Source organism: Pseudomonas sp. BB438, from assembly GCF_057180225.1.
The window spans coordinates 6,316,308-6,340,646 of the sequence record NZ_CM170001.1; the positions used below are offsets into that span (position 1 = coordinate 6,316,308).

Here is a 24,339-nt window from a genome sequence, read left to right on the forward strand (position 1 = left end):
CCGGGGGCCTGGGGAGGCGTCGTCGGCTTCAGCGCGCGTCATCCATTTCCGTATTTAAGGCTGGCCTATGCAGCGGCTCTATCGTAAACGCATCGTGCTGGGCGTCGGCGGCGGTATCGCCGCCTACAAGAGCGCCGAACTGGTCCGCCGGTTGCGCGATCAGGGCGCCGAGGTGCGTGTCGTGATGACCCAGGGCGGCCGCGAGTTCATCACGCCGCTCACGCTTCAGGCGCTGTCCGGCCACCCGGTGCACCTGGATCTGCTCGACCCCGCCGCCGAAGCGGCCATGGGGCATATCGAACTGGCCCGCTGGGCCGACCTCGTGCTGATTGCCCCCACCACCGCCGATCTGATGGCGCGCCTGGCCCAGGGCGTCGCCAACGATCTGCTGACCACCCTGGTGCTCGCCACCGACGCGCAGGTTGCGCTCGCCCCGGCGATGAACCAGGCCATGTGGCGCGACCCGGCTACCCAGGTGAATGCCGAGCTGCTGCGTTCGCGCGGCCTGCACTTCTTCGGCCCCGCCGCCGGAAGCCAGGCCTGCGGCGACGTCGGCCCCGGACGCATGCTCGAAGCCGAGGAACTGGCACAACTGGCCGCCGACTGCTTCGAGTTCAAGGCCCTGACCGGCCAGCACATCCTGATCACGGCAGGCCCTACCCAGGAAAACATCGACCCGGTGCGCTACATCACCAATCACAGCTCCGGGAAGATGGGTTTCGCCCTCGCCGAGGCGGCCGCCGAAGCCGGCGCCCGCGTGACCCTGGTGACCGGCCCGGTGCACCTGCCGACCCCGGACCGGGTGAGCCGCGTCGACGTGGTCAGCGCCCGCGACATGCTCGGCGCGTGCGAAGCGGCAATGCCGGCGGACATCCTGATCGCTTCCGCCGCCGTGGCCGACTACCGCCCGGAACTGGTCGCCACACAGAAGCTCAAGAAGGACCCCACCAAGGGTGACGGATTGCTCTTGCAGCTGGTGCGCAATCCCGACATTCTCGCCACCCTCTCGCTGCGCAATGACCGGCCCTTCAGCGTCGGCTTCGCCGCGGAGACCGAGAACCTGCTCGAGTACGCCTCGCGCAAGCTCAAGGACAAGAATCTCGATCTGATCGTCGCCAATGACGTCGCCAATCCGTCCATCGGCTTCAATAGTGAAGAGAACGCCATCACGGTCATCGACCGCGAATTGCACAAGACTGCGTTCGCCCAGACCAGCAAGGGCAAGATTGCCCGCCAGCTGATCGCCTTCATCGCCGAACGCATCAATCAACACTGAGAACTCAATGCATTCCCTGCAAGCCAAGATCCTCGATCCCCGCCTGGGCAGCGACTTCCCGCTGCCGCAGTACGCCACCCCGGGTTCCGCCGGCCTCGACCTGCGTGCCATGCTCAAGGACGACTGCGTCCTCGAGCCGGGCCAGACCGTGCTGATCCCCACCGGCCTGTCGATCTACATCGCCGATCCCGGCCTGGCGGCACTGGTCCTGCCGCGTTCCGGCCTGGGCCACAAGCACGGCATCGTGCTGGGCAACCTGGTCGGCCTGATCGATTCGGACTACCAGGGCGAGCTGATGGTGTCCTGCTGGAACCGCGGCGAGACGGCATTCAGGATCGCCATCGGCGAGCGCATCGCCCAACTGGTGCTGGTGCCGGTGGTACAGGCGCATTTCGAGCTGGTCGAGACGTTCGACGAAAGCCAGCGCGGTGCCGGTGGCTTCGGTCATTCCGGCAGCCATTGACCCTTTCCCTTTTCAGGATGAATCGCCGAGGAGACGTTGCATGAAACTTTTCCAACGCACTGCCAAGGACAGCGCTGATCTGCCGGAACTCGTACCGGCGGAGAAGCCCGCCAAGGGACCGGCCGCCAAGGTCGATCTGAAACCCCTGCTGCCCGCCGTCGTTCTCACCGTCGGCGGCGTGGCCGCGGCTGGCGCACTGCTGTGGTTCAGCCTGTTCGGTCAGGCGGACAAGACCCATGTGGCCCAACTCAGCAGCGCCTGGTCGGAAAGCCAGGCCGGCGCGCTGCGCCAGTCCCTCAGCCTGCTGACGGCGGACAGCCGCGCCATGGCGAGCGACCCGCAATTGCTCCCGGCCCTGCAGAGCAATGACCCGACGCGCATCGCCGCGCTGGAGAAGACGCTGACCCAGGGCCACCTGGACGCGCTGGTGGACGTTCACCTGAACGCCAACGGCCAGGCCGTGCAGGACGCCTCCCGTCCCGGTCCGCTGAACTATGCCGCGCTGGACATGCTGCACCGCGTCGAGAGCGGCCAGGCCGTCGCCCCGGAAGCCTACAAGGTCGGCACCCGCTGGCTGGTGTACAGCCCTACCGCCCTGCGTGCAGCGGACAACTCGATCCAGGGTTCGCTGCTGCTGGTGGTCGACCTGCAGCGACTGCTCGGCAGCCTGCCGCCGATGTCCGCCGATATCGGACAGCTACAGCTGTCCCAGCAGTTCGGCAACTCGCCGGCACAGGTCCTGCTGCAGCGCGGCCAGGCTGGTGATGCCGCGCCGATCAATACGTCCAGCGGCAATCCGAACTGGAAGCTGACCTTCATCCCCGGCCCGACCATCACCGACCCGCTGTACTCGCTGCCCCTGCTCGGCATTGCTGCACTGTTCGCGCTGGTGGGTGGCCTGCTTGGCCTCTACTTTGCGCAGAGTTCAATGCAGCGCCGCGTCAGCAAGGACGCCCAGGCCCTGGGGCAGTTCATTCAGGAACTCGCCGGCCAACGCACTGCCAAAGCTCCTGAGCTGAGCCTGCCGAGCCTGCAGGCACTGGCCCAGGCGCTGGCCCGCCAGCCGCGCCGCAAGACCGAAACACCCAGCGCCAGCACGCCCGCCGCGCCTGCAGCCCCCGTTCAGCCGACTCCGGCTGTCGTCGCTGCCAGCGCCCCAGCAGCTGGTGCCGAAACGCCATTGGTCGATCCGCTATTCCAGAACACCGATATTCTGGACATCGACATTCTTGATGAAGACCAGGATCTCCTGGGATTGGAGCAAACATCCGCTATGAGCACGCCAAAAGCCCCGCAATTGCCCGCCAGCATCTTCCGCGCCTACGACATCCGTGGCGTGGTCGGTGACACCCTGACCGCCGAGACCGCCTACTGGGTCGGCCGCGCGATCGGTTCCGAAAGCCTGGCGCGCGGCGAGCCGTGCGTCTCCGTGGGCCGCGATGGCCGCCTGTCCGGCCCTGAGCTGGTGCAGCAACTGATCCAGGGCCTGGTCGATTGCGGTTGCCAGGTCACCGACATCGGCATGGTGCCGACGCCGGTCCTGTACTACGCAGCCAACGTCCTGGAAGGCAAGTCGGGCGTGATGCTCACCGGCAGCCACAACCCGCCGGACTACAACGGCTTCAAGATCGTTGTCGCCGGTGAGACCCTGGCCAACGAACAGATCCAGGCCCTGCGCGAGCGCATCCAGAACGACGACCTCGCCTCCGGTGTGGGCAGCGTGCAGCAGGTCGACATCCTGCCGCGCTACTTCCAGCAGATCCGCGACGACATCGCCCTGGCCAAGCCGCTGAAGGTGGTGGTGGACTGCGGCAACGGCGTGGCCGGCGTGATCGCTCCACAGCTGATCGAAGCCCTGGGCTGCACCGTGATCCCGCTGTACTGCGACGTCGACGGCACCTTCCCCAACCACCACCCGGATCCGGGCAAGCCCGAGAACCTGGAAGACCTGATCGCCAAGGTGAAAGAGACCGGCGCCGACCTCGGCCTGGCCTTCGACGGCGATGGCGACCGCGTGGGCGTGGTGACCAACGAAGGTACCATCATCTACCCCGACCGCCTGCTGATGCTGTTCGCCAAGGACGTGGTATCGCGCAACCCCGGCGCCGACATCATCTTCGACGTCAAATGCACCCGTCGCCTGATCTCCCTGATCAGCGGCTATGGCGGCCGCCCGGTGATGTGGAAGACCGGTCACTCGCTGATCAAGAAGAAGATGAAGGAAACCGGCGCCCTGCTCGCCGGCGAGATGAGCGGCCACATCTTCTTCAAGGAACGCTGGTATGGCTTCGACGACGGCATCTACAGCGCCGCGCGTCTGCTGGAAATCATCAGCCTGGACAAGCGCGATGCCGAGCGCGTGTTCTCCGCGTTCCCGATGGATATTTCCACCCCGGAAATCAACATCACCGTCACCGACGAGGGCAAGTTCGCTCTGATCGAGGCGCTGCAGGCCCGTGGCCAGTGGGGTGAAGCCAACCTCACCACACTCGACGGCGTGCGTGTGGATTACCCCAAAGGCTGGGGCCTGGTTCGCGCGTCCAACACCACGCCGGTGCTGGTCCTGCGCTTCGAGGCGGATTCCCAGGACGAACTGGAGCGCATCAAGGACGTGTTCCGTACCCAGCTGAAAGCGGTCGATCCCGCCCTCAGCCTGCCATTTTGACCTCTATGCTGGAGCCCACCATGACCCAGAGCCGCGATGACGCCGCCCAGGTTGCCCGCGTCCTTGCCGAAGCCCTGCCCTACATCCGCCGCTTCGTCGGCAAGACGCTGGTGATCAAGTACGGCGGCAACGCCATGGAGACGGACGAGCTGAAGAACAGCTTCGCCCGCGACGTGGTGCTGATGAAAGCCGTCGGCATCAACCCGGTGGTGGTCCATGGTGGCGGCCCGCAGATCGGCGACCTGCTCAGCCGCCTGTCGATCGAGAGCCACTTCATCGATGGCATGCGCGTTACCGACGCGCAGACCATGGACGTGGTGGAGATGGTCCTCGGTGGCCAGGTGAACAAGGACATCGTCAACCTGATCAACCGTCACGGCGGCAGCGCCATCGGCCTGACCGGCAAGGACGCCGAGCTGATCCGCGCGAAGAAGCTCACCGTCACCCGCCAGACGCCGGAGATGACCAAGCCGGAAATCATCGACATCGGCCATGTGGGCGAAGTCACCGGGGTCAACGTCGAGCTGCTGAACATGCTGGTCCAGGGCGACTTCATCCCGGTCATCGCGCCGATCGGCGTCGGCGCCAACGGCGAGTCGTACAACATCAACGCTGACCTGGTGGCCGGCAAGGTGGCCGAGGCGCTGAAGGCCGAGAAGCTGATGCTGCTCACCAACATCGCCGGCCTCATGGACAAGCAGGGCCAGGTCCTCACCGGCCTGACCACCGAGCAGGTCAACGAGCTGATCGCCGACGGCACCATCTACGGCGGCATGCTGCCGAAGATCCGTTGCGCCCTCGAAGCGGTGCAGGGTGGCGTGACCAGCGCGCACATCATCGATGGTCGTGTGCCCAACGCCGTGCTGCTGGAGATCTTCACCGACAGCGGTGTCGGCACGCTGATCACCAACCGCAAGCAGCGCTGATCGAAAACGACACCCGCCTGGAGCGATCCACGCGGGTGTTTTTTTGCCTGTTCGAGGCTGCTTCGGCCTCAGGGACGTCCTGACTCGAACAGGTCTTCAGGAGGTTGTCCGACATGGCCGCGTCCCCCGTTTCCCGCAATGACTTCAGCTTCTTCCACGGCCTGCGCGTGCGCTGGTCGGAGGTCGACCCGCAAGGCATCGTCTTCAACGGCAACTACCTGACCTACGCCGACGTCGCCACGACCGAGTACTACCGCCACCTGGGCGTGAACTATCCGGCCGACCTGCTGCGTGGCGGCGGCGACCTGTTCGCGGTGAAGACCACCCTGGAATATCTCGCACCGGCACGCTTCGACGACTGGCTGGAAATGGGCGTGCGCGCCAGTCGGCTCGGCCGCAGCAGCCTGACCTTCCAGGTAGCGATCTGGTGTGATGAAACCCTGCTGACACTGGGGGAACTGATCTACGCCTACGCCGGCGAAGACCGAACGAGCCAGCCACTGCCGGACTGGCTGCGCGGGAAGATCAACGAGTTCGAGCGCGTCTCGCCTCAGCAGTAAGGGCTGCAGCCATAGGCGCGGCGAATGTCAGCCTCAGTTACCGCCAGAAATCTGGGCGAAACGCGCCCGGTCGGCGGCGAAGCTGTCCTGCGCCTGGGAGCGCAGTTGCTGGTAACGGGCAATGTCCTGCTGCAGGCGCTGCTCGTCGCTGCGCAGATTGTCCAGTTGCTCGACCAGTTCGGCCGGCACCTGGCGCCCGGCGCGCTCCTGGTCGGCAGCGCGGGCCTGCAGGCCGGCCTGCTGCATCTTCAGGGACTGCAGGTTGCCCTTGGCCACACTGGACAACCCATCGAGCTCGGCCAGCTTGCGGTCACGAGCACGATCAACATCGTCCACGCTGGTGTACAGGCGCATGAGTTGCTGGTCTGAACTGGCACGGGCAGCGTCGGCCTTGCGCTGCTCGATCTCGGCGGCGGTCGGTGCCGGCGGCACTTCGCGGATGACCCGCCCCTGATCGTTCAGCACCTGGTAGCCCTTGCCGATGTATTGCGGCGGTACACCCAGGCGATCGATGACAGTGATGCCCCGGTCATCCACGTACCGGTACATCTCCACCTGGCCGCTCGGCTGACCGGCAGCCAGCGCCTGGTCGGCGAGCATGGCTCCCAGAAGCCCCATCAACACCCTGTAGCGGAAAGCACCCTGCTTGGCCATGCCCGACACCCTTGTTCCGGTTAGATACCGTACTGCGCTCGATAGGCCTCGACTGCCGCGAGATGCTGCTTGAGCTGCCCATCACCAGCCAGATATTCCAGCACTTGCTCCAGCGAGACAATGCTCACGACCGGAATCGAAAAGTCCCGTTCGACTTCCTGGATCGCCGACAGTTCGCCCTTGCCACGCTCCTGGCGGTTCAGCGCGATCAGCACGCCGGCGGCCTGGGCCCCCTGGGCGTCGATGATCTGCATGACCTCGCGGATCGCGGTGCCGGCGGTGATCACGTCATCGATGATCAGCGCGCGACCGGTCAGCGGTGCGCCGACCAGCGTGCCACCTTCGCCGTGGTCCTTGGCTTCCTTGCGGTTGAAGCACCAGGGCAGGTCGCGGCCATGCTGTTCCGCCAGTGCAATGGCTGTAGCGGCCGCCAACGGAATTCCTTTATAGGCCGGGCCGAACAACACGTCGAAAGGTATGCCGCTGTCGACCACGGCGCTGGCGTAGAAACGACCCAGCTGGGACAGCGCAACGCCGGTATTGAACAGGCCTGCATTGAAGAAGTACGGACTGGTGCGCCCGGACTTGAGGGTGAATTCGCCGAAGCGAAGAACGCCGCGCTCGATAGCGAAGCGGATGAAATCGCGCTGATATGGCTGCATGGGAGAGAACCGGCCGGTATGAATTTAGCTAAACCGTTTGAGCTCGGGTATCATACACACACGTGATTTTGGGGGCCATTTATGCGGATCATCAGTGTGAACGTGAATGGTATTCAGGCTGCAGCCGAGCGTGGATTGCTCAGTTGGCTGCAAGCCCAGAATGCCGACGTGATCTGCTTGCAGGATACCCGCGCCTCCGCTTTCGATCTGGATGACCCATCCTACCAACTGGATGGCTACTTCCTGTACGCCTGCGATGCCGAAGTGCCCAGTCAGGGTGGCGTCGCACTCTATAGTCGTCTGCAACCCAAGGCTGTCATAAGCGGTCTGGGTTTCGAGATGGCCGATCGTTACGGGCGCTACCTGCAAGCCGATTTCGATAAGGTGAGTATCGCCACTCTCCTGCTGCCTACCGGGCAGGAAGGGGATGAGAACCTGAACCACAAGTTCAAGTTCATGGACGATTTCGCCCAGTACATGAACAAGCAGCGCCGCAAGCGCCGCGAATACATCTATTGCAGCTCGCTCTACGTTGCGCACCAGAAGCTGGACGTGAAGAACTGGCGCGAATGCCAGCAATCTCCGGGCTTCATGGCGCCGGAGCGCGGCTGGATGGATGAGATCTTCGGCACCATGGGCTATGTCGACGCCCTGCGCGAGGTCAACCGCGAAGGCGACCAGTACAGCTGGTGGCCGGACAGCGAACAGGCCGAGCTGCTCAACCTGGGCTGGCGCTTCGACTATCAGATCCTCACGCCGGGTCTGCGCCGCTTCGTGCGCAGCGCCAAGCTGCCGCGCCAGCCGCGCTTCTCCCAGCATGCGCCGCTGATCGTGGACTACGACTGGACCCTGAGCATCTGAGTCCTGTCGCCCCGCCGCCAGGCGGACAGAAAAAAGCCGGCTCCAAGCCGGCTTTTTCGTACCTGGAATTCGTCGCCTACTTGATCGGGCGCCAGGTGAAGGGATAGCGGTAATCCAGCCCTTCGTTGGCCTTGATCCCGGCGATGATGGTGAGCACCAGCGCGCCGATGCTCACCAGTCCCAGCAGGAAGAAGCCGATCACCACCAGCATCAGCAGGAAGCTGACCACCACCGCAAGGCTCACGGTGATCTGGAAGTTCAGCGCTTCCTTGCCCTGGCGATCCACGAACGGGTCCGATTCACGCTTGATCTGCCAGACGATCAGCGGCCCGAGCAGGTTGCCGAAGGGAAAGATGAAGCCGAGGAAGGCGGCGAAGTGACAGAACATCGCCCACTGACGGGCTTCCTGGCTCGGCTGAACCTGCTGTACCGGTACTTCGTCGCTCATCCTTTCGCTCCTTGCACGTGAAGATCAGGCGGACTCACCGCCTGTCGGGTCAGTCCGCCAGCGCAGCGCGCTGCAGTTCGAACAGTTCGCGCAGCCCCTGCTGCGCCAGTTCCAGCATGGCATTCAGCTCGGCCGGCTGGAAGGGCGCGCCCTCGGCGGTACCCTGGACTTCGATGAAGCCGCCGGCATCGGTCATGACCACGTTCAGGTCGGTCTCGGCGGCGGAGTCTTCCAGGTAGTCCAGGTCCAGCACCGGCTCGCCCTGGTACATGCCCACGGAAACCGCGGCGACCATCTGCTTGAGCGGGTTGCCCTTGAGTGCACCGCGCTTCTTCAGAACGGCCAGGGCATCGATCAGCGCCACGGTGGCGCCGGTGATGGACGCCGTGCGGGTGCCGCCGTCGGCCTGGATCACATCGCAGTCGATGTACAGGGTGTTCTCGCCCAGCTTGCTCAGGTCCAGCGCGGCGCGCAGGGAGCGGCCGATCAGGCGCTGGATTTCCAGGGTACGGCCACCCTGCTTGCCGCGCGCGGCTTCACGCTGGTTACGCTCGCCGGTCGAGCGCGGCAGCATGCCGTACTCGGCGGTCAGCCAGCCCTGGCCCTGGCCCTTGAGGAAGCGCGGCACACCGGATTCGGCGCTGACGGTGCAGATCACCTTGGTGTCGCCGAACTCGACCAGCACGGAGCCCTCGGCGTGCTTGGTGTAATGGCGGGTGATACGGATCGGGCGCAGTTGGTCGGCGGCGCGGCCACTGGGACGGTTCATGGAGGCATCCTGTACAGATTACTGGCGGGGGAATGTCCGCCATTATAGAGGCCAGCGGACGGGTGCAACCACCGCCAGCGTGCTGCGGCGCGCCACGCTGGGGTACAATTACCGGTTTCCGACGACCTGTCGGCCGTTTTCCAAGCCCTTTAGAGAGGTGACTCCATGGTCCACAGCATGACCGCCTTCGCCCGCGTCGAGAGCGCCAGCGCCCATGGAACCCTCAGCTGGGAGCTGCGCTCGGTCAACCACCGTTACCTGGAGCCCAACCTGCGCCTGCCCGAAGCCTTCCGCGACCTCGAAGGCGCGGTGCGCGAGGCCCTGCGCCAGGGCCTGTCGCGCGGCAAGGTGGAGTGCACCCTGCGCTTCAACGAGGAAAACGCCGGCAAGGCGCTGCAGGTCGACCGCGAGCGCGCCGCGCAGCTGGTCACCGCCGCCGAAACCGTCGCCGGCCTGATCCAGAATCCCGCCCCGCTGGACCCGCTGGCCGTGCTGGCCTGGCCGGGCGTGCTGGTAGGCGATGCCGCCGACCCGCAGGCGCTCAACGCCAGCGCGCTGGCCGCCTTCACCCAGGCCCTCGACGAGCTCAAGGCCGGCCGTGCCCGCGAAGGCGCCGAGCTTTCGAAGATCATCGACGATCGCCTGACGGCCATGCAGGAAGACGTGGCCAACCTGCGCCAGCTGGTGCCGGAAATGCTCGCCAACCAACGCCAGAAAGTGCTCGACCGTTTCACCGAGATGAAAGCCGAGCTCGACCCGCAGCGCCTGGAGCAGGAAATGGTCCTGCTGGCGCAGAAGAGCGACGTCGCCGAAGAGCTGGATCGCCTGACCACCCATGTCACCGAAGTACGCCGCGTGCTCAAGGCCGGTGGCGCCGCCGGTCGGCGCCTGGACTTCCTGATGCAGGAACTCAACCGCGAGGCCAACACGCTGGGCTCGAAGGCGTTCGACCCGCGCTCCACCCAGGCAGCGGTCAACCTCAAGGTCCTGATCGAGCAGATGCGCGAGCAGGTCCAGAATATCGAGTAAGCCGGACGCTTCCGGCTTCAACACCCGTCAACCGCAACTCCAGGAAAGCGCCATGTCCGGCACCCTCTACATCGTTTCCGCGCCGTCGGGCGCCGGCAAGACCAGCCTGGTCAAGGCCCTGCTCGACGCCATGCCCAGCGTGCGCGTCTCCGTCTCCCACACCACCCGCGGCATGCGTCCGGGCGAGGTGGACGGGGTGAACTACCACTTCGTCGGTCACGACACGTTCCGCGCCATGCTCGAGCGCAACGAGTTCCTCGAGCACGCGCAGGTCTTCGACAACCTCTACGGCACCTCCCAGCGCTGGGTCGAGAAGACCCTCGCCGAAGGCAACGACCTGATCCTGGAGATCGACTGGCAGGGCGCGCAGCAGGTACGCCGGCTGATGCCCCAGGCGCAGTCGATCTTCATCCTGCCGCCGACCCAGGAGGCCCTGCGCCAGCGCCTGACCAATCGCGGCCAGGACAGCGACGAGGTAATCGAGCGGCGCATGCAGGAAGCCGTCAGCGAAATGAGCCACTATGTGGAATATGATCACCTGGTGATCAACGACGATTTCGCCCACGCGCTGGAAGATCTCAAGGCGATCTTCCGCGCTCGCCAGCTGCGCCAGGATGCCCAGCAGCAACGCCACACCGAGCTGCTGCAACGCCTGTTGGCCTGACGCCGCCGAGAGAAGGCACTTCCATAAAGATTGGCGATTTTTTAGACTATCCAGTCCGCCCGGTATTTCTCCGGGTCTCCATTTGCGTAATGAGGAACACCATGGCCCGCGTCACCGTTGAAGACTGCCTGGACAACGTCGATAACCGTTTCGAGCTGGTCATGCTCGCCACCAAGCGTTCGCGCCAGCTGGCCACCGGCGGCAAAGAGCCGAAGGTACCGTGGGAAAACGACAAGCCCACCGTGGTCGCCCTGCGCGAAATCGCCTCGGGCCTGGTGGATGCTGACATCGTTCAGCAGGAGGACGTGGTTGAAGAAGAGCCGCTGTTCGCTGCTTTTGAAGACGAGGCCAACAACGAGGCCCTGTAAGTCGATGTCCGGCCGACGAATCGGCACACCGCGACATGCAGCTCGGCAGGGGGTGAACCCATGCCGAGCATAGACGCCTTCGCCGACCGGCTGTCGAGCTATCTGGGCCCGGATCAGGTCAACCTGGTCCGCCGTGCCTACTACTACGCCGAGCAGGCCCACGACGGGCAGCGCCGCCGCAGCGGCGAGGCCTACGTCACCCACCCGCTCGCCGTCGCCAACATTCTCGCCGACATGCACATGGACCATCAGAGCCTGATGGCGGCCATGCTGCACGACGTGATCGAGGACACCGGCATCGCCAAGGAAGCGCTCACCGCGCAGTTCGGCGAGACCGTCTCGGAACTCGTGGACGGGGTCAGCAAGCTGACCCAGATGAACTTCGAGTCCAAGGCCGAGGCGCAGGCCGAGAACTTCCAGAAGATGGCCATGGCCATGGCACGCGACATCCGCGTGATCCTGGTGAAGCTGGCTGACCGCCTGCACAACATGCGCACCCTGGAAGTGCTGTCCGGCGAGAAGCGCCGGCGCATCGCCAAGGAAACCCTGGAAATCTACGCGCCCATCGCCAACCGGCTGGGCATGCACAGCATGCGCGTGGAATTCGAGGACCTGGGCTTCAAGGCCATGCACCCGATGCGCTCCGAGCGCATCCGCCAGGCGGTGAAGAAGGCCCGGGGCAATCGCCGCGAGATCGTCGGCAAGATCCAGGAATCGCTGGTCAACTGCCTTGCCCGCGAAGGCATGGAAGGCCAGGTCCTGGGCCGCGAGAAGCACCTGTTCAGCATCTACAAGAAGATGCGCGGCAAGCGCAAGGCGTTCAACGAAATCATGGACGTCTACGCCTTCCGCATCATCGTCGACAAGGTCGACACCTGCTACCGTGTGCTGGGCGCCGTCCACAACCTGTACAAGCCATTCCCCGGTCGCTTCAAGGATTACATCGCGATCCCCAAGGCCAACGGCTACCAGTCGTTGCACACCACGCTGTTCGGCATGCACGGCGTGCCCATCGAGATCCAGATCCGCACCCGCGAGATGGAAGAGATGGCCAACCACGGCATCGCCGCGCACTGGCTGTACAAGTCCAGCGAAGAGGAAGCGCAGAAGGGCACCCACGCCCGCGCACGCCAGTGGGTGAAGGGCATCCTCGAACTGCAGCAGCGCGCCGGCAATTCGCTGGAATTCATCGAAAACGTGAAGATCGACCTGTTCCCGGACGAGGTCTACGTCTTCACGCCCAAGGGCCGCATCATGGAGCTGCCCAAGGGCTCCACGGCCGTCGACTTCGCCTACGCGGTGCACACCGACGTCGGCAACAGCTGTATCGCCTGCCGCATCAACCGCCGCCTGGCGCCACTGTCCGAACCGCTGCAGAGCGGCGCGACGGTGGAAATCGTCACCGCGCCGGGTACCCGGCCGAACCCGGCCTGGCTCAACTTCGTGGTCACCGGCAAGGCGCGCACGCACATCCGCCACGCGCTCAAGCTGCAGCGCCGCTCCGAGTCGATCAACCTCGGCGAGCGCCTGCTGAACAAGACCCTCGCCGGCTTCGACAGTCACCTGGAGAAGATCCCGCAGGAACGCATCCAGGGTGTGCTCAACGAATACCGCATGGAAGTTTTCGAGGACCTGCTCGAAGAGATCGGACTGGGCAACCGCATGGCCTACGTGGTCGCGCGCCGCCTGCTGTCCAGCGAAGGCGAACAGGCCCCCAGCGCCGAAGGGCCGTTGGCGATCCGCGGGACCGAAGGCCTGGTGCTCAGCTACGCCAAGTGCTGCACGCCGATCCCCGGCGACCCGATCGTCGGTCACCTGTCCGCCGGCAAGGGCATGGTGGTGCACCTGGAGAACTGCCGGAACATCAGCGAAATTCGCCACAATCCGGAAAAGTGCATCCAGCTCAGTTGGGCCAAGGATGTCACCGGCGAATTCAACGTCGAACTGCGCGTCGAGCTGGAACACCAGCGCGGCCTGATCGCCCTGCTGGCGACCAGCGTCAACGCCGCCGACGGCAACATCGAGAAGATCAGCATGGACGAGCGCGACGGTCGCATCAGCGTGGTCCAGCTCGTCGTCAGCGTGCATGACCGTGTGCACCTGGCCCGCGTCATCAAGAAGCTGCGTGCGCTCAAGGGCGTGATCCGCATCACCCGCATGCGCAGCTGATCCCACCCCAAGGAGTCGACATGACCAAGACCGTTATCCATACCGACAAAGCCCCGGCCGCCATCGGTACCTACTCCCAGGCCATCAAGGCTGGCAACACCGTCTATGTCTCCGGTCAGATCCCGCTGGACCCGAAAACCATGGAACTGGTCGAGGGCTTCGAAGAACAGACCGTCCAGGTCTTCGAGAACCTGAAAGCCGTCATCGAAGCGTCCGGCGGCTACCTGCACGACGTCGCCAAGCTGAACATCTTCCTCACCGACCTGTCGCACTTCGCCAAGGTCAACGAGATCATGGGCAAGTACTTCGTCCAGCCCTACCCGGCCCGCGCCGCCATCGGCGTCGCCGCCCTGCCGAAGGGCGCCCAGGTCGAGATGGACGCCATCGTCGTCCTGGAGTAAGCGTTACGTGATTCCTACGGGGCCCCAGCGGCCCCGTTCTCTTGTCTGCAAGGAGCAAACATGCGTCGCGCCCTGATCCTGAGCGCCCTGATCGGCCTGCTCACCGGCTGCGCCGGCACCCCGTCCGACCCTTCCGGTGTCTGGGTCAACCAGGCCGCCATCGATGCCGCCGGCAAGGGTGGCAAGCTGCGCGAGGCGCTGCTGGCCTACGGCCCGAACCTGGAATGGAAACTGGACACCAAGACCCACCAGGCCACTTTCAGCAACGGCTTCGAACTGGGCGAAGGCCAGTTGACCCAGACCGATCCCAAGCACTACCGCGTCGAGTTCTACGGCAGCAACCAGGAGTCCCTGGAGCTGGACGGCAAGGAACTGGTGCAGGTGGGTAGCGACAACTGGCCCGAGCAGCGCTTCCTGCGCCCCAAGGAGCAGGCTGCGGCTCAAGGCCCGGCCGGCAGCACCTTCGAGAATGCCCTGTACGCGGCCTACCTCAAGGGCACCTGGATCATCGAGGAAGGCGAAGGCAAGGGCAGCAAAGTCACGTTCGCCCCCAACGGCAGCCTCGACGGCATGCCCGGCTTCGATCGCTACGCGCTGTGCCTGGCTGGCGACTGCGCGGCCATGAGCGGCGACAACGACAGCATCTGGCTGCAACAGGGCCAGCAAGGCCGCGAGTATCTGTTCGAGCGTGACGGCGACAAACTGGAGCTGTTCGAGGCGGTGAACCGCGCCCAGGCCGACGAAATGCCGAGCTACGCGCCCGGCAACAAGGTCTGGGCCCTGGAGCGCGACTGATCCGCTCGAGCGGGCTGGCCGGCTCGATTGAGTGTGGTCAGCGCAGCCCGCTCCACAACAGCCAGCCCCCCAGCGCCAGCAGCAGGCCACCGCAGAGCCGATCCAGCGCCGTGACCCGGCGCTTGAGCCAGCCGCGCCAGCGCGGGCGATCCAGCAGGCGCACCAGCAACAGGTCCCACAGCAGCACCACCGCGCCCATCCACAGCACGCAGATACCCAGCGCCCAGCTCGGCAAGTGGAACTGCCCGAGCACGCCGAACAGCCCGGTGTAGAAGATCGGCAGCTTGGGATTCAGGCTGCTGGCGAGCAGTCCCTCGCGCAGGCCCCGGAGGAATCCTCCGCTGCGCTGCTGGCCCAGATCCGTGGGAATATCCAGTTCTCGCCGCGCCAGCAACGCCTGCGTGCCGAGCCAGGCGAAGTAGGCGCCGCCCAGCAACTGCACCACTCGCAGCCCGTGGCTCGCCACATCCGGCAGCAGGCCAAGGACAAACAGCACCAGCAGCATGCTCGCCAGGTTGGCCAGGGCGATGCCCGCCGCACAGCCATCGGCATGACGCCGACCACGCAGCAGCGCGGCACGGATCAGCAGGAAGAAGTCCGGCCCTGGCGACAGCAGGGCAGCGAAGTGGGTGCTGGCGACCAGCGCAAAGGCAGCGAACATGGCGATCTCCCGAATAGCGGCGTCGCGCAGTCTGGAGAGACCGGCCGGCGGCAGTCTTGGAAGAAAGTCAGGTGCGCGTGGCGCGCAGGAAGTGTCCGGGCGTGACGCCGGTGAAGCGGCGGAAGGTGCCGGAGAAATGCGCCTGATCGTAGAAGCCCAGGGCCAGTGCGACGTCCAGAGGCTTCTGGCCAGCGACCAGCAAGCGCTTGGCCTCGCGGATCCGACGCTGCAGCAGGTAGGTATGCGGCGGCACACCGTAGGCGGTGCGAAAGGCTTCGATCAGGTGGCGCGGATGGCGCTGCAGCAGCATGGCCAGCTCATCGAGGCTGACCGCCTCGTGGTAATGCGCCTCCAGGTAGTCGCGCAGCCTGGCGGTGACGCTGCCATCGCGCGACGCCGAGGCAGCCGGGCGCATGCCGCCGTGGCGGACGAAGACCAGTTCCAGCAGCGCCAACAGCTCGCTTTCCAGCGCCAGCGCATCGTTGCGCTCGAACTCCGTGGCGACACGCCGCAGCGCGTCCGCCACCTGCCCGTCATCGTTCGGATTGAGTGCCTGGAAACCGCGCGGCAGCTGCTTGCGGCCAAGCAGCGGCAGCAGCCGCGACTCCTCGATATAGAGCATCCGATAGACCAGCCGCTCGGATTCGGCGTTGCCGGTGTGCGGCTCCTCCGGGTTCATCAGCGACAGGGTGCCGGCCGGCAGCACATGGTGCGCACCGCGGCACTGGTAACCGCCCGCGCCCTGGAGAATGGCGCCGATGGCGAAGGCATCGTGGCTGTGACGTCCGAACGGCTGGCCGGAGAAGTCCGCATGGAACAACTCCACCCCCGGTAACCAGGGGCGCGCCAGCAGCCGGTTGGCGTCCATCTCAGTCCTGTTTTCCGGCGAGGATGGCCGCGTAGCCTTCACGGAAGCTCGGATAGCGCGGCTCCCAGCCCAGCGCGCGGGCGCGCGCGTTGCTGCAGCGCTTGCTGCCGGCGCGGCGTACGGTCTGCTCGTCAGCCCAATGGGTGACACCCAGTTGCTCGCGCAGCCAGCCGACTACCTCATGCAGCGCCGCAGGGTCGTTGTCGACGCCGATGTAGCAGTCGTCCAGCGCGACCCCGCTGCGGTCGGCCTCCAGCAGCGTGGCAAGCAGGCCAGCAGCATCCTCGGCATGGATGCGGTTGGCGTACAGCGGCGGCTCGCTGGCCACGCGATAGCCTTCGCGCACCTGCTTGAGCAGCCATTCGCGTCCGGGACCGTAGATGCCGGTGAGGCGCACGATGCTGGCGGGAATGCCGCTCTGCAGCGCCACCTGCTCAGCTTCGAGCATCACGCTGCCGGAATAACTCCGAGCTTCGGCGGGCGCGGTCTCGTCGATCCACTCACCATCGCGCTGGGCGTACACACCGCTGCTGGAGACGAACACCAGGCGCTTGGGCACCTGCCCACGCTGCTGCAGCCAGCCGAGGGTGTTGCGCAGGCCTTCGACGTAGGCTGCACGGTAGCCGGCTTCGTCGTGCTGGGTTGCGGCGGCGCAGAACACCAGGTAGTCCAGCGTGCCCACCGGCCAGGTATCCGGACACTCGAGCTGGCCAAGGTCACCGGCCACCGGCAGCACGTCCAGCGGCAGCGCGGCAACGTTGCGGCGCAGGCCATGGACGCGCCAGTCACGCGCGGCCAGTTGGCGTCCCAGGCGGCTGCCGACGTCGCCGCAACCGACGATCATCAGACTGGGAAAGGTGCTCTTGCTCATGCTTGGCTCCGCGAATCAAAGCTCGGCAGTTTAGCGCGGTTGGTTCGCGGCGGTGCAGCCGCTATGCTTGGGCCACCTCAACGGACTTAGTCGCCATGACCCTTACCGAACTGCGCTACATCGTCACGCTTGCCCAGGAGCAACACTTCGGCCGCGCCGCAGAGCGCTGCCACGTCAGCCAGCCGACCCTGTCGGTGGGCGTGAAGAAGCTGGAAGACGAACTCGGCGTACTGATCTTCGAGCGCAGCAAGAGTGCGGTGCGCCTGACCCCGGTCGGCGAAGGCATCGTGGCGCAGGCGCAGAAGGTGCTGGAGCAGGCCCAGGGCATCCGCGAGCTGGCCCAGGCCGGCAAGAACCAGCTGACCTCGCCGCTCAAGGTCGGCGCCATCTACACCATCGGCCCGTACCTGTTCCCGCACCTGATTCCGCAGCTGCACCGGGTCGCCCCGCAGATGCCGCTGTACATCGAGGAAAACTTCACCCACATCCTGCGCGACAAGCTGCGCACCGGCGAGCTGGATGCAATCATCATCGCCCTGCCGTTCCAGGAAGCCGACGTGCTGACCCTGCAGCTGTTCGACGAGCCCTTCTACGTGCTGATGCCGGCGGACCACCCCTGGACCGCGAAGAAGACCATCGAACCGGAGCTGCTCAACGACAAGAGCCTGTTGCTGCTCGGCGAGGGCCACTGCTTCCGCGACCAGGTGCTCGAAGCCTGCCCGACCACCCACAAGGGCGGCGAGAACAAGCACACCACGGTGGAATCCAGCTCGCTGGAAACCATCCGCCACATGGTCGCCTCCGGCCTGGGCGTATCGGTGCTGCCGTTCTCCGCCGTGGACAGCCATCACTATGCGCCGGGCGTGCTGGAAGTGCGCCCGTTCAGCGCGCCGGTCCCCTTCCGCACCGTCGCCATCGCCTGGCGCGCCAGCTTCCCGCGGCCGCGCGCCATCGAGGTGCTGGCCGACTCGATCCGCCTGTGCTCGGTCGCCAAGCCGACCGTCAAGGGTGAAGCCGAGCCGGCATGACCGATCTGTCGAACGTCCCGGTCACCGCGCTCAAGGGCGTGGGCGCCGCACTGGAAGAGAAACTCGCGAAAGTCGGCCTGGAGAACCTCCAGGACATCCTCTTCCACCTGCCGCTGCGCTACCAGGACCGCACCCGCATCACCCCCATCGGCGCACTGCGCCCGGGACAGGACGCGGTGGTCGAAGGCGTCGTGTCGGGCGCCGACGTGGTGATGGGTAAGCGCCGCAGCCTGCTGGTGCGCCTGCAGGACGGCACCGGCACCCTGAGCCTGCGCTTCTACCACTTCAGCCAGGCACAGAAGGAAAACCTCAAGCGCGGCACGCACCTGCGTTGCTACGGCGAGGCACGCCCCGGCGCTTCCGGCCTGGAGATCTACCATCCCGAGTACCGCTCGCTCACCGATGCCGCTGCGGCGCCGGTGGAGCAGACGCTCACGCCGATCTACCCGACCACCGAAGGCCTCACCCAGCAGCGCCTGCGCCAGCTCAGCGAGCAGACGTTGCAGCGCCTGGGCCCGTCGAGCCTGCCCGACTGGCTGCCGGCGGAACTGGCCCGCGACTACCGCCTGGGCCCGCTGGACGAGGCCATCCGCTACCTGCACCGGCCGCCGCCGGACGCCGACCTGGAAGAACTCGCCGAAGGCCGTCACTGGGCCCAGCACCGCCTCGCCTTCGAGGAGCTGCTGACCCATCAGCTGTCGCTGCAACGCCTGCGCGAGAGCGTACGCTCCCAGGCCGCGCCGCAATTGCCGCCAGCCAAGCGCCTGCCGGCGCTGTACCTGAAGAACCTCGGCTTCACGCCCACCGGCGCGCAACAGCGCGTCGGCGCGGAAATCGCCTACGACCTCGCCCAGCCCGAACCCATGCTGCGCCTGGTGCAGGGCGATGTCGGCGCCGGCAAGACCGTGGTCGCCGCCCTCGCCGCCCTGCAGGCGCTGGAAGCCGGCTACCAGGTGGCGTTGATGGCGCCCACCGAGATTCTCGCCGAGCAGCACTTCCTCAACTTCACCAAATGGCTGCAGCCGCTGGGCATCGAGGTCGCCTGGCTGGCCGGCAAGCTCAAGGGCAAGGCCCGCGCCAGCGCGCTGGAGCAGATCGCCGGCGGCGCACCGATGATCGTCGGCACCCACGCACTGTTCCAGGACGAAGTGAAGTTCAAGCGCCTGGCCCTGGTGATCATCGACGAACAGCACCGCTTCGGCGTGCAACAGCGCCTCGCCCTGCGCCAGAAAGGCGTCGACGGCCGGCTCTGCCCGCACCAGTTGATCATGACTGCCACGCCCATCCCGCGAACCCTGGCGATGAGCGCCTATGCCGACCTGGACACCTCGATCCTCGACGAACTGCCGCCCGGCCGCACGCCGGTGAACACCGTGCTGGTAGCCGACAGCCGCCGCATCGAAGTGATCGAGCGGGTGCGCGCGGCCTGTGCAGAAGGTCGTCAGGCCTACTGGGTATGCACACTGATCGAGGAATCCGAGGAGCTGACCTGTCAGGCCGCGGAAACCACCTACGAGGAGCTCTCCTCGGCGCTGGGCGAACTGCGCGTGGGCCTGATCCACGGACGCATGAAGCCGGCGGACAAGGCCGTCGTCATGGAGGCCTTCAAGGAAGGCATGCTGCAACTGCTGGTCGCCACCACGGTGATCGAAGTCGGCGTGGACGTGCCCAACGCCAGCCTGATGATCATCGAAAACCCCGAGCGCCTGGGCCTGGCCCAACTGCACCAGCTACGCGGCCGCGTCGGCCGGGGCAGCGCGGCAAGCCACTGCGTGCTGCTCTACCACCCGCCACTGTCGCAGATCGGCCGCGAGCGCCTGGGGATCATGCGAGAGACCTGCGATGGCTTCGTGATCGCCGAGAAGGACCTGGAGCTGCGCGGCCCCGGCGAAATGCTCGGCACCCGCCAGACCGGGCTGCTGCAGTTCAAGGTCGCCGACCTGATGCGCGACGCCGACCTGCTGCCGGCGGTGCGCGATGCCGCCCAGGCCCTGCTGGCGCACTGGCCGCAATCGGTCAGCCCGTTGCTGGCACGTTGGCTACGGCACGGCCAGCAATACGGACAAGTGTGATCTATTTCACTCTCATCGGTCAGTTGACTGCTCGGTCACGCTGACTGCGTGGTTATACTCCGACCCAGCCGTTGATAACCGGATCACATTCATGAGCGACGCCGCACGCGCCCCATCCGACTCCTCGCAGGCCCCCGAGGTCATCCTGCAGCTGCTCGCCAAGCTGGGCATTCCGTCTCGCGAAGTCTGCGACGCCACTACGCATCCGGCCGCACGCCGGGTGCAGGCCAGCCTGCTGGAAGATGCCGTTGGCACCCTGCTGGTGTTGTTCCCGCAGAGCCAGCTGCTGGACCTGAATCGCCTGGCCGAACTCACCGGCCGCAAGCTGGTGGCGGTCAAGCCCGATCGCCTGGAGCGCATGCTCGGCAAGCACCAGCTCGGTCGCCTGCCCGCGCTGCCGCCGCTGACCAGCTCGCCCTGCCTGTATGACGAACGCCTGCTTCAGGAACCCCAGCTGCTGATCGAGTCCGGCGCGGCAGGCACGCTGCTGGAGATTCCCACCACGTCATTCCGCAGCCTGCTGGAGAAAGCCAGCGCGGCGCGCTTCGGCGTGGCACTGGAATCGATCCGGCCGAACCTCGATCGCCCGGACGACGACCGCAAGGAAATCACCCAGGCCGTGCAGGCGTTCACCGCCCGCCGCATCCAGCAGCGCCTGGAAGAGACCATCGAGATTCCGCCGCTGCCGGAAACCGCGCAGAAGATCATCAAGCTGCGTGTCGATCCCAATGCCACGGTGGACGACATCACCGGCGTGGTGGAGACCGACCCGGCACTGGCCGCGCAGGTCGTCAGCTGGGCAGCGTCGCCCTACTACGCCGCGCCCGGCAAGATCCGCTCGGTGGAAGATGCCATCGTCCGCGTGCTGGGCTTCGACCTGGTGATCAACCTGGCCCTGGGCCTGGCCCTGGGCAAGACCCTTAGCCTGCCCAAGGATCAACCGCAGCACGCCACGCCCTACTGGCACCAGGCGATCTACACCGCCGCGGTGATCGAGGGCCTGACCCGCGCCGTGCCGCGCGCCGAGCGCCCGGAAGCCGGCCTGACCTACCTGGGCGGCCTGCTGCACAGCATCGGCTACCTGGTCCTGGCGCACATCTTCCCGCCGCACTTCTCGCTGATCTGCCGGCACCTGGAGGTCAACCCGCACGTCGAGCACAACCTCGTCGAGCAGCACCTGCTGGGCATCACCCGCGAGCAGATCGGCGCCTGGTTGATGCGCACCTGGGACATGCCGGAAGAGATCTACACCGCGCTGCGCTTCCAGCACGACCCGTCGTACGCCGGCGACTGCTCGGCCTATGCCAACCTGGTCTGCCTGGCGACCCGCCTGCTGCGCAACCATGGCATCGGCAGCGGCCCGGAGACCGACATTCCGCAGGACCTGCTGGACCGCCTGGATATCCCGCGCGAGAAGGCCGAGGATGCCGTGCGCAAGGTACTCGACGCCGAAGCGGTGCTGCGCGAGCTGGCCAGCCAGTTCAATCCCGCGCACTGAATCGTCGCGATGCAGACATGAAAAAGGCCCCGTCAGGGGCCTTTTTTCTGTCCGCCGACAGCGCCTCAGGCGGCTTTCTTGTCGCTGCCCGCTGCGGCCTTCCTCTTCGGCTTCAGATACTTCACCAGGCCCTGGAACCAGATCACCAGGCCGGGGTTTCCCTGGATCTGGATATCCTTGTTCTGGATACCCTGCATGAACGCGAGCTGCGGGTTCTTCGAGGTCATGGTGGCGAAGCCGTAGGCGCCATCCTTGAAGCCCAGCGCGAAGGCGGGCTGCGGGTGGGTACCGCGTCGGGCGGTGACCTTGAGGTCCTTGACGATGTAGTGACGGGCGACCTTGCCGTCGAGGGTGTGGAGCTGGAACACCAGGTCCTTGCCTTCGAGCTGCTTCTGGAACGCCGGGTTTTCGCGGCTGGCCTTGGCCATCAGGCGACCGAGCATCCACAGGAGTAGACGGAATTTCATGCACAAACCTCGACGTTCGAGACAATAGTCTGCGCATTGTAGCCAGTTTGAAAACGGACTACATCCGGTCTTTTGGAGGGATTATGTAACTGGAGGAGGCAACCCGGAGCCGCTCTGGCTCCGGGTCAGACGCGATCAGTTGACGGCGTCTTTCAGCGCCTTGCCCGGTTTGAAGGCAACGGTGTTGCTGGCTTTGATCTTGACCGGCTGGCCGGTTTGCGGGTTCTTGCCGGTACGGGCGCCACGGTGGCGCTGAACGAAGGTACCGAAACCGACAAGGGTAACGCTGTCCTTGCGGTTGAGCGCGCCAGTGATTTCATCCAGCAGCGCGTTCAGCACCTTGTTGGCTTGTTCTTTGGTGAGGTCGGCCTTCTCGGCGATCGCGGCGGCGAGTTCTGGTTTACGCATAAATGCCTCTTTGACGGTTTGTTGTTGTTGTGTCCGTGCTGTCTTCCCAACAGCGCCCAAGGCACCGCAGGCTTGCCTTACAGGCTCTAGGCTGCGGCAGACGGGGGGAGAATGGCACGCCGTCGGCTGGTACGCCAGTATCGTCTGACAATTTGCGGGCCCTTTCCCAAGGCAAAAACGCCATTGGCGACGCCTGTCACGCCAGTAGTGCGGGCAACTCCTTGTTCAGGGAGAGTTTTTCGCTCACGGCGGCCCCGGTAAGGGCATATCCGAGCAATCGACCGGCGGTATCCCGGCACAGCACCTTGAGGTCCGGGCCAGAGCCTTCCACCCGCCATTCGCCCTCGCTGCCACGCGGTGGCGGCGACACCACCAGCGGGCACACCGGTGTCTTGACGGTCACTGGCATGGCGCCATAGGCCACCGACGTCGGTTTGCCGGCCAGGGTCTGCGCCAGCGCACGGGCGCAGGACATCAGCGGCATCACATAAAGCAGGTTGAGGCCGTCGACTTCGGCGCAGTCGCCCAAGGCGTAGATGTTCGCGTGGGAGGTGCGCAATTCGCGGTTGACCATCACGCCGCGGTTGATATCCAGGCCGGCGGCGGCGGCCAGGTCGATGCGCGGACGCAGGCCGACAGCGGAAACGACGAGGTCGCAGGTAATCACCTGGCCATTGGAGAGGTGCGCTTCCAGGGCATCGCCCGCGCGCACCAGGCTGTTCAGCACCGGGCCGAGGTGAAAGCGCACGCCGAGGCCTTCCAGCCCCTGCTGCACCGCCTGGGCGGCAGCCGGATGGAGCAGGCCGGGCATGACCTGCTCGCAGGGCGCCACCACGTCGATCTGGTAGCCGCCGCTGGAGAGGTCGTTGGCAAATTCGCAACCGATCAGGCCGGCGCCCAGCAGCAGCACGCGGCGCTTGCCCGCCGCGGCGCTGCGGAAGCGCGCATAGTCTTCGAGGTCGTTGATCGGGAAGATCAGGTCCTGGGCGTCGCCCTGGACCGGTACGCGAATGGTTTCGGCGCCCCAGGCCAGCACCAGGTCGCGGTAGTGGATTGCTTCCTCGCCGATCCAGATGCGGCGGTGGCCCGGGTCGATACCGGTGACCCGGGTATGGGTGAGGATGCGCGCCTTGAGCTGGTCGGCCATGGCGCCGGCTTCGGCCATGGCCAGGCCGTCGGCGTCCTTGTCCTTGGAGAAGCCGGTGGAGAGCATCGGCTTGGAGTAGGAGCGGCCGTCGTCGGCGGTGATCAGCAGCAGCGGTGTCTCGCTGTCCAGCTTGCGCCACTCGCGGGCCAGGTTGTAGCCAGCCAGACCCGTTCCGATGATCACCAACGGTGCGTTGTCGCTCATTACTCTCTTACCTCAAGATTCGCCATTCGATAAAGACGACACGGCGGCCGTGGGGCCGCCGCAGGAATTCGTTCTGGCAGGGGCTTACGAGATTTCGATCATCTCGAAGTCGATCTTGCCCACGCCGCAGTCCGGGCAGACCCAGTCCGCCGGGATGTCTTCCCAGCGCGTGCCGGGATCAATGCCCTCGTCCGGCAGGCCCAGTGCCTCGTCGTAGATGAAGCCACAGACCACGCATTGCCATTTGCGCATCAGCCAAGCCCTCCTGCGATTGCCGGTGAAGCTAACGTATCGGCGCGCTCCGGCCAACGGCGGGCGCGACGCCGGGCTCCGTCAGCAGGGTCAACCCGGCGCACGTCCAGTCTACCGCGTCAGGCGCGTGCTTGCCGGAGCCGAAAACGCAGA

The 24,339-nt window shown here is 65.7% G+C and carries 26 protein-coding genes; 15 read left to right on the forward strand and 11 right to left on the reverse strand.

Going from position 1 to position 24,339, the window contains the following annotated elements; all coding sequences use genetic code 11:
• Positions 1 to 67: 67 nt before the first annotated feature.
• The 5 genes from coaBC (at position 68) to AC1ZV1_RS29060 (ending at position 5,890) form a co-directional block, all read left to right on the forward strand.
• Positions 68 to 1,276 carry a bifunctional phosphopantothenoylcysteine decarboxylase/phosphopantothenate--cysteine ligase CoaBC gene (gene coaBC, locus AC1ZV1_RS29040; protein WP_484294776.1) on the forward strand — a complete coding sequence of 403 codons (1,209 nt, stop codon included), beginning with the start codon at positions 68 to 70 and terminating at the stop codon, positions 1,274 to 1,276.
• Between the two features lie 7 nt (positions 1,277 to 1,283).
• Positions 1,284 to 1,739 (forward strand): dUTP diphosphatase, encoded by a 456-nt coding sequence (gene dut, locus AC1ZV1_RS29045; protein ID WP_484294777.1) that lies wholly within the window; start codon positions 1,284 to 1,286, stop codon positions 1,737 to 1,739.
• Between the two features lie 40 nt (positions 1,740 to 1,779).
• Positions 1,780 to 4,404, forward strand: coding sequence for a phosphomannomutase/phosphoglucomutase (locus AC1ZV1_RS29050; RefSeq protein ID WP_484294778.1), 2,625 nt, complete (start codon positions 1,780 to 1,782; stop codon positions 4,402 to 4,404).
• Between the two features lie 20 nt (positions 4,405 to 4,424).
• Complete coding sequence (gene argB / locus AC1ZV1_RS29055) at positions 4,425 to 5,330, forward strand: acetylglutamate kinase (RefSeq protein ID WP_484294779.1); 906 nt, start codon at positions 4,425 to 4,427, stop codon at positions 5,328 to 5,330.
• A 113-nt stretch (positions 5,331 to 5,443) separates the two neighbouring features.
• On the forward strand, positions 5,444 to 5,890 hold the full coding sequence (locus AC1ZV1_RS29060) for an acyl-CoA thioesterase (RefSeq protein ID WP_484294780.1): 447 nt from the start codon (positions 5,444 to 5,446) through the stop codon (positions 5,888 to 5,890).
• Positions 5,891 to 5,923: 33 nt separating this feature from the next.
• Here AC1ZV1_RS29060 and AC1ZV1_RS29065 read toward each other — a convergent pair whose 3' ends face one another.
• Positions 5,924 to 6,490, reverse strand: coding sequence for a DUF4124 domain-containing protein (locus AC1ZV1_RS29065; protein ID WP_484297667.1), 567 nt, complete (start codon positions 6,488 to 6,490; stop codon positions 5,924 to 5,926).
• Between the two features lie 74 nt (positions 6,491 to 6,564).
• Complete coding sequence (gene pyrE, locus AC1ZV1_RS29070; RefSeq protein ID WP_045217699.1) at positions 6,565 to 7,206, reverse strand: orotate phosphoribosyltransferase; 642 nt, start codon at positions 7,204 to 7,206, stop codon at positions 6,565 to 6,567.
• A gap of 81 nt (positions 7,207 to 7,287) precedes the next feature.
• Between pyrE and AC1ZV1_RS29075 the strand changes: the two genes are divergently transcribed.
• Positions 7,288 to 8,067 (forward strand): exodeoxyribonuclease III, encoded by a 780-nt coding sequence (locus AC1ZV1_RS29075; protein ID WP_484294781.1) that lies wholly within the window; start codon positions 7,288 to 7,290, stop codon positions 8,065 to 8,067.
• A gap of 76 nt (positions 8,068 to 8,143) precedes the next feature.
• Here AC1ZV1_RS29075 and AC1ZV1_RS29080 read toward each other — a convergent pair whose 3' ends face one another.
• Together AC1ZV1_RS29080 and rph are read right to left on the reverse strand one after the other, a co-directional pair.
• On the reverse strand, positions 8,144 to 8,515 hold the full coding sequence (locus AC1ZV1_RS29080) for a DUF4870 domain-containing protein (RefSeq protein ID WP_416748726.1): 372 nt from the start codon (positions 8,513 to 8,515) through the stop codon (positions 8,144 to 8,146).
• A 49-nt stretch (positions 8,516 to 8,564) separates the two neighbouring features.
• Positions 8,565 to 9,284 (reverse strand): ribonuclease PH, encoded by a 720-nt coding sequence (gene rph / locus AC1ZV1_RS29085; RefSeq protein WP_015479557.1) that lies wholly within the window; start codon positions 9,282 to 9,284, stop codon positions 8,565 to 8,567.
• Between the two features lie 165 nt (positions 9,285 to 9,449).
• On the opposite strand from rph, the gene AC1ZV1_RS29090 reads away from it, so the two are divergent.
• From AC1ZV1_RS29090 to AC1ZV1_RS29115, 6 genes are all read left to right on the forward strand, one after another.
• Positions 9,450 to 10,313 carry a YicC/YloC family endoribonuclease gene (locus tag AC1ZV1_RS29090; protein WP_484294782.1) on the forward strand — a complete coding sequence of 288 codons (864 nt, stop codon included), beginning with the start codon at positions 9,450 to 9,452 and terminating at the stop codon, positions 10,311 to 10,313.
• Positions 10,314 to 10,365: 52 nt separating this feature from the next.
• The gene (gene gmk, locus AC1ZV1_RS29095; RefSeq protein WP_045217706.1) at positions 10,366 to 10,977 is read left to right on the forward strand and encodes a guanylate kinase; all 612 of its coding nucleotides are present in this window, start codon (positions 10,366 to 10,368) and stop codon (positions 10,975 to 10,977) included.
• 101 nt (positions 10,978 to 11,078) lie between these two features.
• Complete coding sequence (gene rpoZ, locus AC1ZV1_RS29100) at positions 11,079 to 11,345, forward strand: DNA-directed RNA polymerase subunit omega (RefSeq protein ID WP_024762058.1); 267 nt, start codon at positions 11,079 to 11,081, stop codon at positions 11,343 to 11,345.
• A gap of 60 nt (positions 11,346 to 11,405) precedes the next feature.
• Positions 11,406 to 13,514, forward strand: coding sequence for a bifunctional GTP diphosphokinase/guanosine-3',5'-bis pyrophosphate 3'-pyrophosphohydrolase (gene spoT / locus AC1ZV1_RS29105; protein WP_484294783.1), 2,109 nt, complete (start codon positions 11,406 to 11,408; stop codon positions 13,512 to 13,514).
• Positions 13,515 to 13,534: 20 nt separating this feature from the next.
• The gene (locus tag AC1ZV1_RS29110; RefSeq protein ID WP_017520704.1) at positions 13,535 to 13,915 is read left to right on the forward strand and encodes a RidA family protein; all 381 of its coding nucleotides are present in this window, start codon (positions 13,535 to 13,537) and stop codon (positions 13,913 to 13,915) included.
• Between the two features lie 60 nt (positions 13,916 to 13,975).
• On the forward strand, positions 13,976 to 14,710 hold the full coding sequence (locus AC1ZV1_RS29115; RefSeq protein ID WP_484294784.1) for a putative periplasmic lipoprotein: 735 nt from the start codon (positions 13,976 to 13,978) through the stop codon (positions 14,708 to 14,710).
• 37 nt (positions 14,711 to 14,747) lie between these two features.
• On the opposite strand, the gene AC1ZV1_RS29120 is transcribed toward AC1ZV1_RS29115, so the two are convergent.
• From AC1ZV1_RS29120 to AC1ZV1_RS29130, 3 genes are all read right to left on the reverse strand, one after another.
• Positions 14,748 to 15,371, reverse strand: coding sequence for a LysE family translocator (locus tag AC1ZV1_RS29120; RefSeq protein ID WP_484294785.1), 624 nt, complete (start codon positions 15,369 to 15,371; stop codon positions 14,748 to 14,750).
• Positions 15,372 to 15,438: 67 nt separating this feature from the next.
• Positions 15,439 to 16,239 (reverse strand): AraC family transcriptional regulator, encoded by an 801-nt coding sequence (locus AC1ZV1_RS29125; RefSeq protein ID WP_484294786.1) that lies wholly within the window; start codon positions 16,237 to 16,239, stop codon positions 15,439 to 15,441.
• Between the two features lies 1 nt (position 16,240).
• A complete protein-coding gene (locus AC1ZV1_RS29130) occupies positions 16,241 to 17,110 on the reverse strand; it encodes an NAD-dependent epimerase/dehydratase family protein (protein WP_484294787.1) in 870 nt (289 codons plus the stop codon).
• A 95-nt stretch (positions 17,111 to 17,205) separates the two neighbouring features.
• Between AC1ZV1_RS29130 and AC1ZV1_RS29135 the strand changes: the two genes are divergently transcribed.
• From AC1ZV1_RS29135 to AC1ZV1_RS29145, 3 genes are all read left to right on the forward strand, one after another.
• A complete protein-coding gene (locus AC1ZV1_RS29135) occupies positions 17,206 to 18,138 on the forward strand; it encodes a hydrogen peroxide-inducible genes activator (protein WP_484294788.1) in 933 nt (310 codons plus the stop codon).
• Positions 18,135 to 20,210, forward strand: a complete 2,076-nt coding sequence (gene recG, locus AC1ZV1_RS29140; protein ID WP_484294789.1) for an ATP-dependent DNA helicase RecG — start codon at positions 18,135 to 18,137, stop codon at positions 20,208 to 20,210. The genes AC1ZV1_RS29135 and recG overlap by 4 nt, the downstream gene beginning before the upstream one ends.
• A gap of 91 nt (positions 20,211 to 20,301) precedes the next feature.
• A complete protein-coding gene (locus tag AC1ZV1_RS29145) occupies positions 20,302 to 21,708 on the forward strand; it encodes an HDOD domain-containing protein (protein WP_484294790.1) in 1,407 nt (468 codons plus the stop codon).
• A gap of 65 nt (positions 21,709 to 21,773) precedes the next feature.
• Here the strand turns inward: AC1ZV1_RS29145 and AC1ZV1_RS29150 are convergent, their stop codons facing one another.
• The 4 genes from AC1ZV1_RS29150 to AC1ZV1_RS29165 all read right to left on the reverse strand — a co-directional run bounded on the left by AC1ZV1_RS29150 (position 21,774) and on the right by AC1ZV1_RS29165 (position 24,186).
• The gene (locus AC1ZV1_RS29150) at positions 21,774 to 22,175 is read right to left on the reverse strand and encodes a helicase (RefSeq protein WP_484294791.1); all 402 of its coding nucleotides are present in this window, start codon (positions 22,173 to 22,175) and stop codon (positions 21,774 to 21,776) included.
• 135 nt (positions 22,176 to 22,310) lie between these two features.
• On the reverse strand, positions 22,311 to 22,583 hold the full coding sequence (locus AC1ZV1_RS29155) for an HU family DNA-binding protein (RefSeq protein ID WP_017520695.1): 273 nt from the start codon (positions 22,581 to 22,583) through the stop codon (positions 22,311 to 22,313).
• A gap of 196 nt (positions 22,584 to 22,779) precedes the next feature.
• Positions 22,780 to 23,934, reverse strand: a complete 1,155-nt coding sequence (locus AC1ZV1_RS29160) for an NAD(P)/FAD-dependent oxidoreductase (protein ID WP_484294792.1) — start codon at positions 23,932 to 23,934, stop codon at positions 22,780 to 22,782.
• Between the two features lie 84 nt (positions 23,935 to 24,018).
• Positions 24,019 to 24,186 (reverse strand): rubredoxin, encoded by a 168-nt coding sequence (locus AC1ZV1_RS29165; RefSeq protein ID WP_484294793.1) that lies wholly within the window; start codon positions 24,184 to 24,186, stop codon positions 24,019 to 24,021.
• Positions 24,187 to 24,339 lie beyond the last annotated feature (153 nt).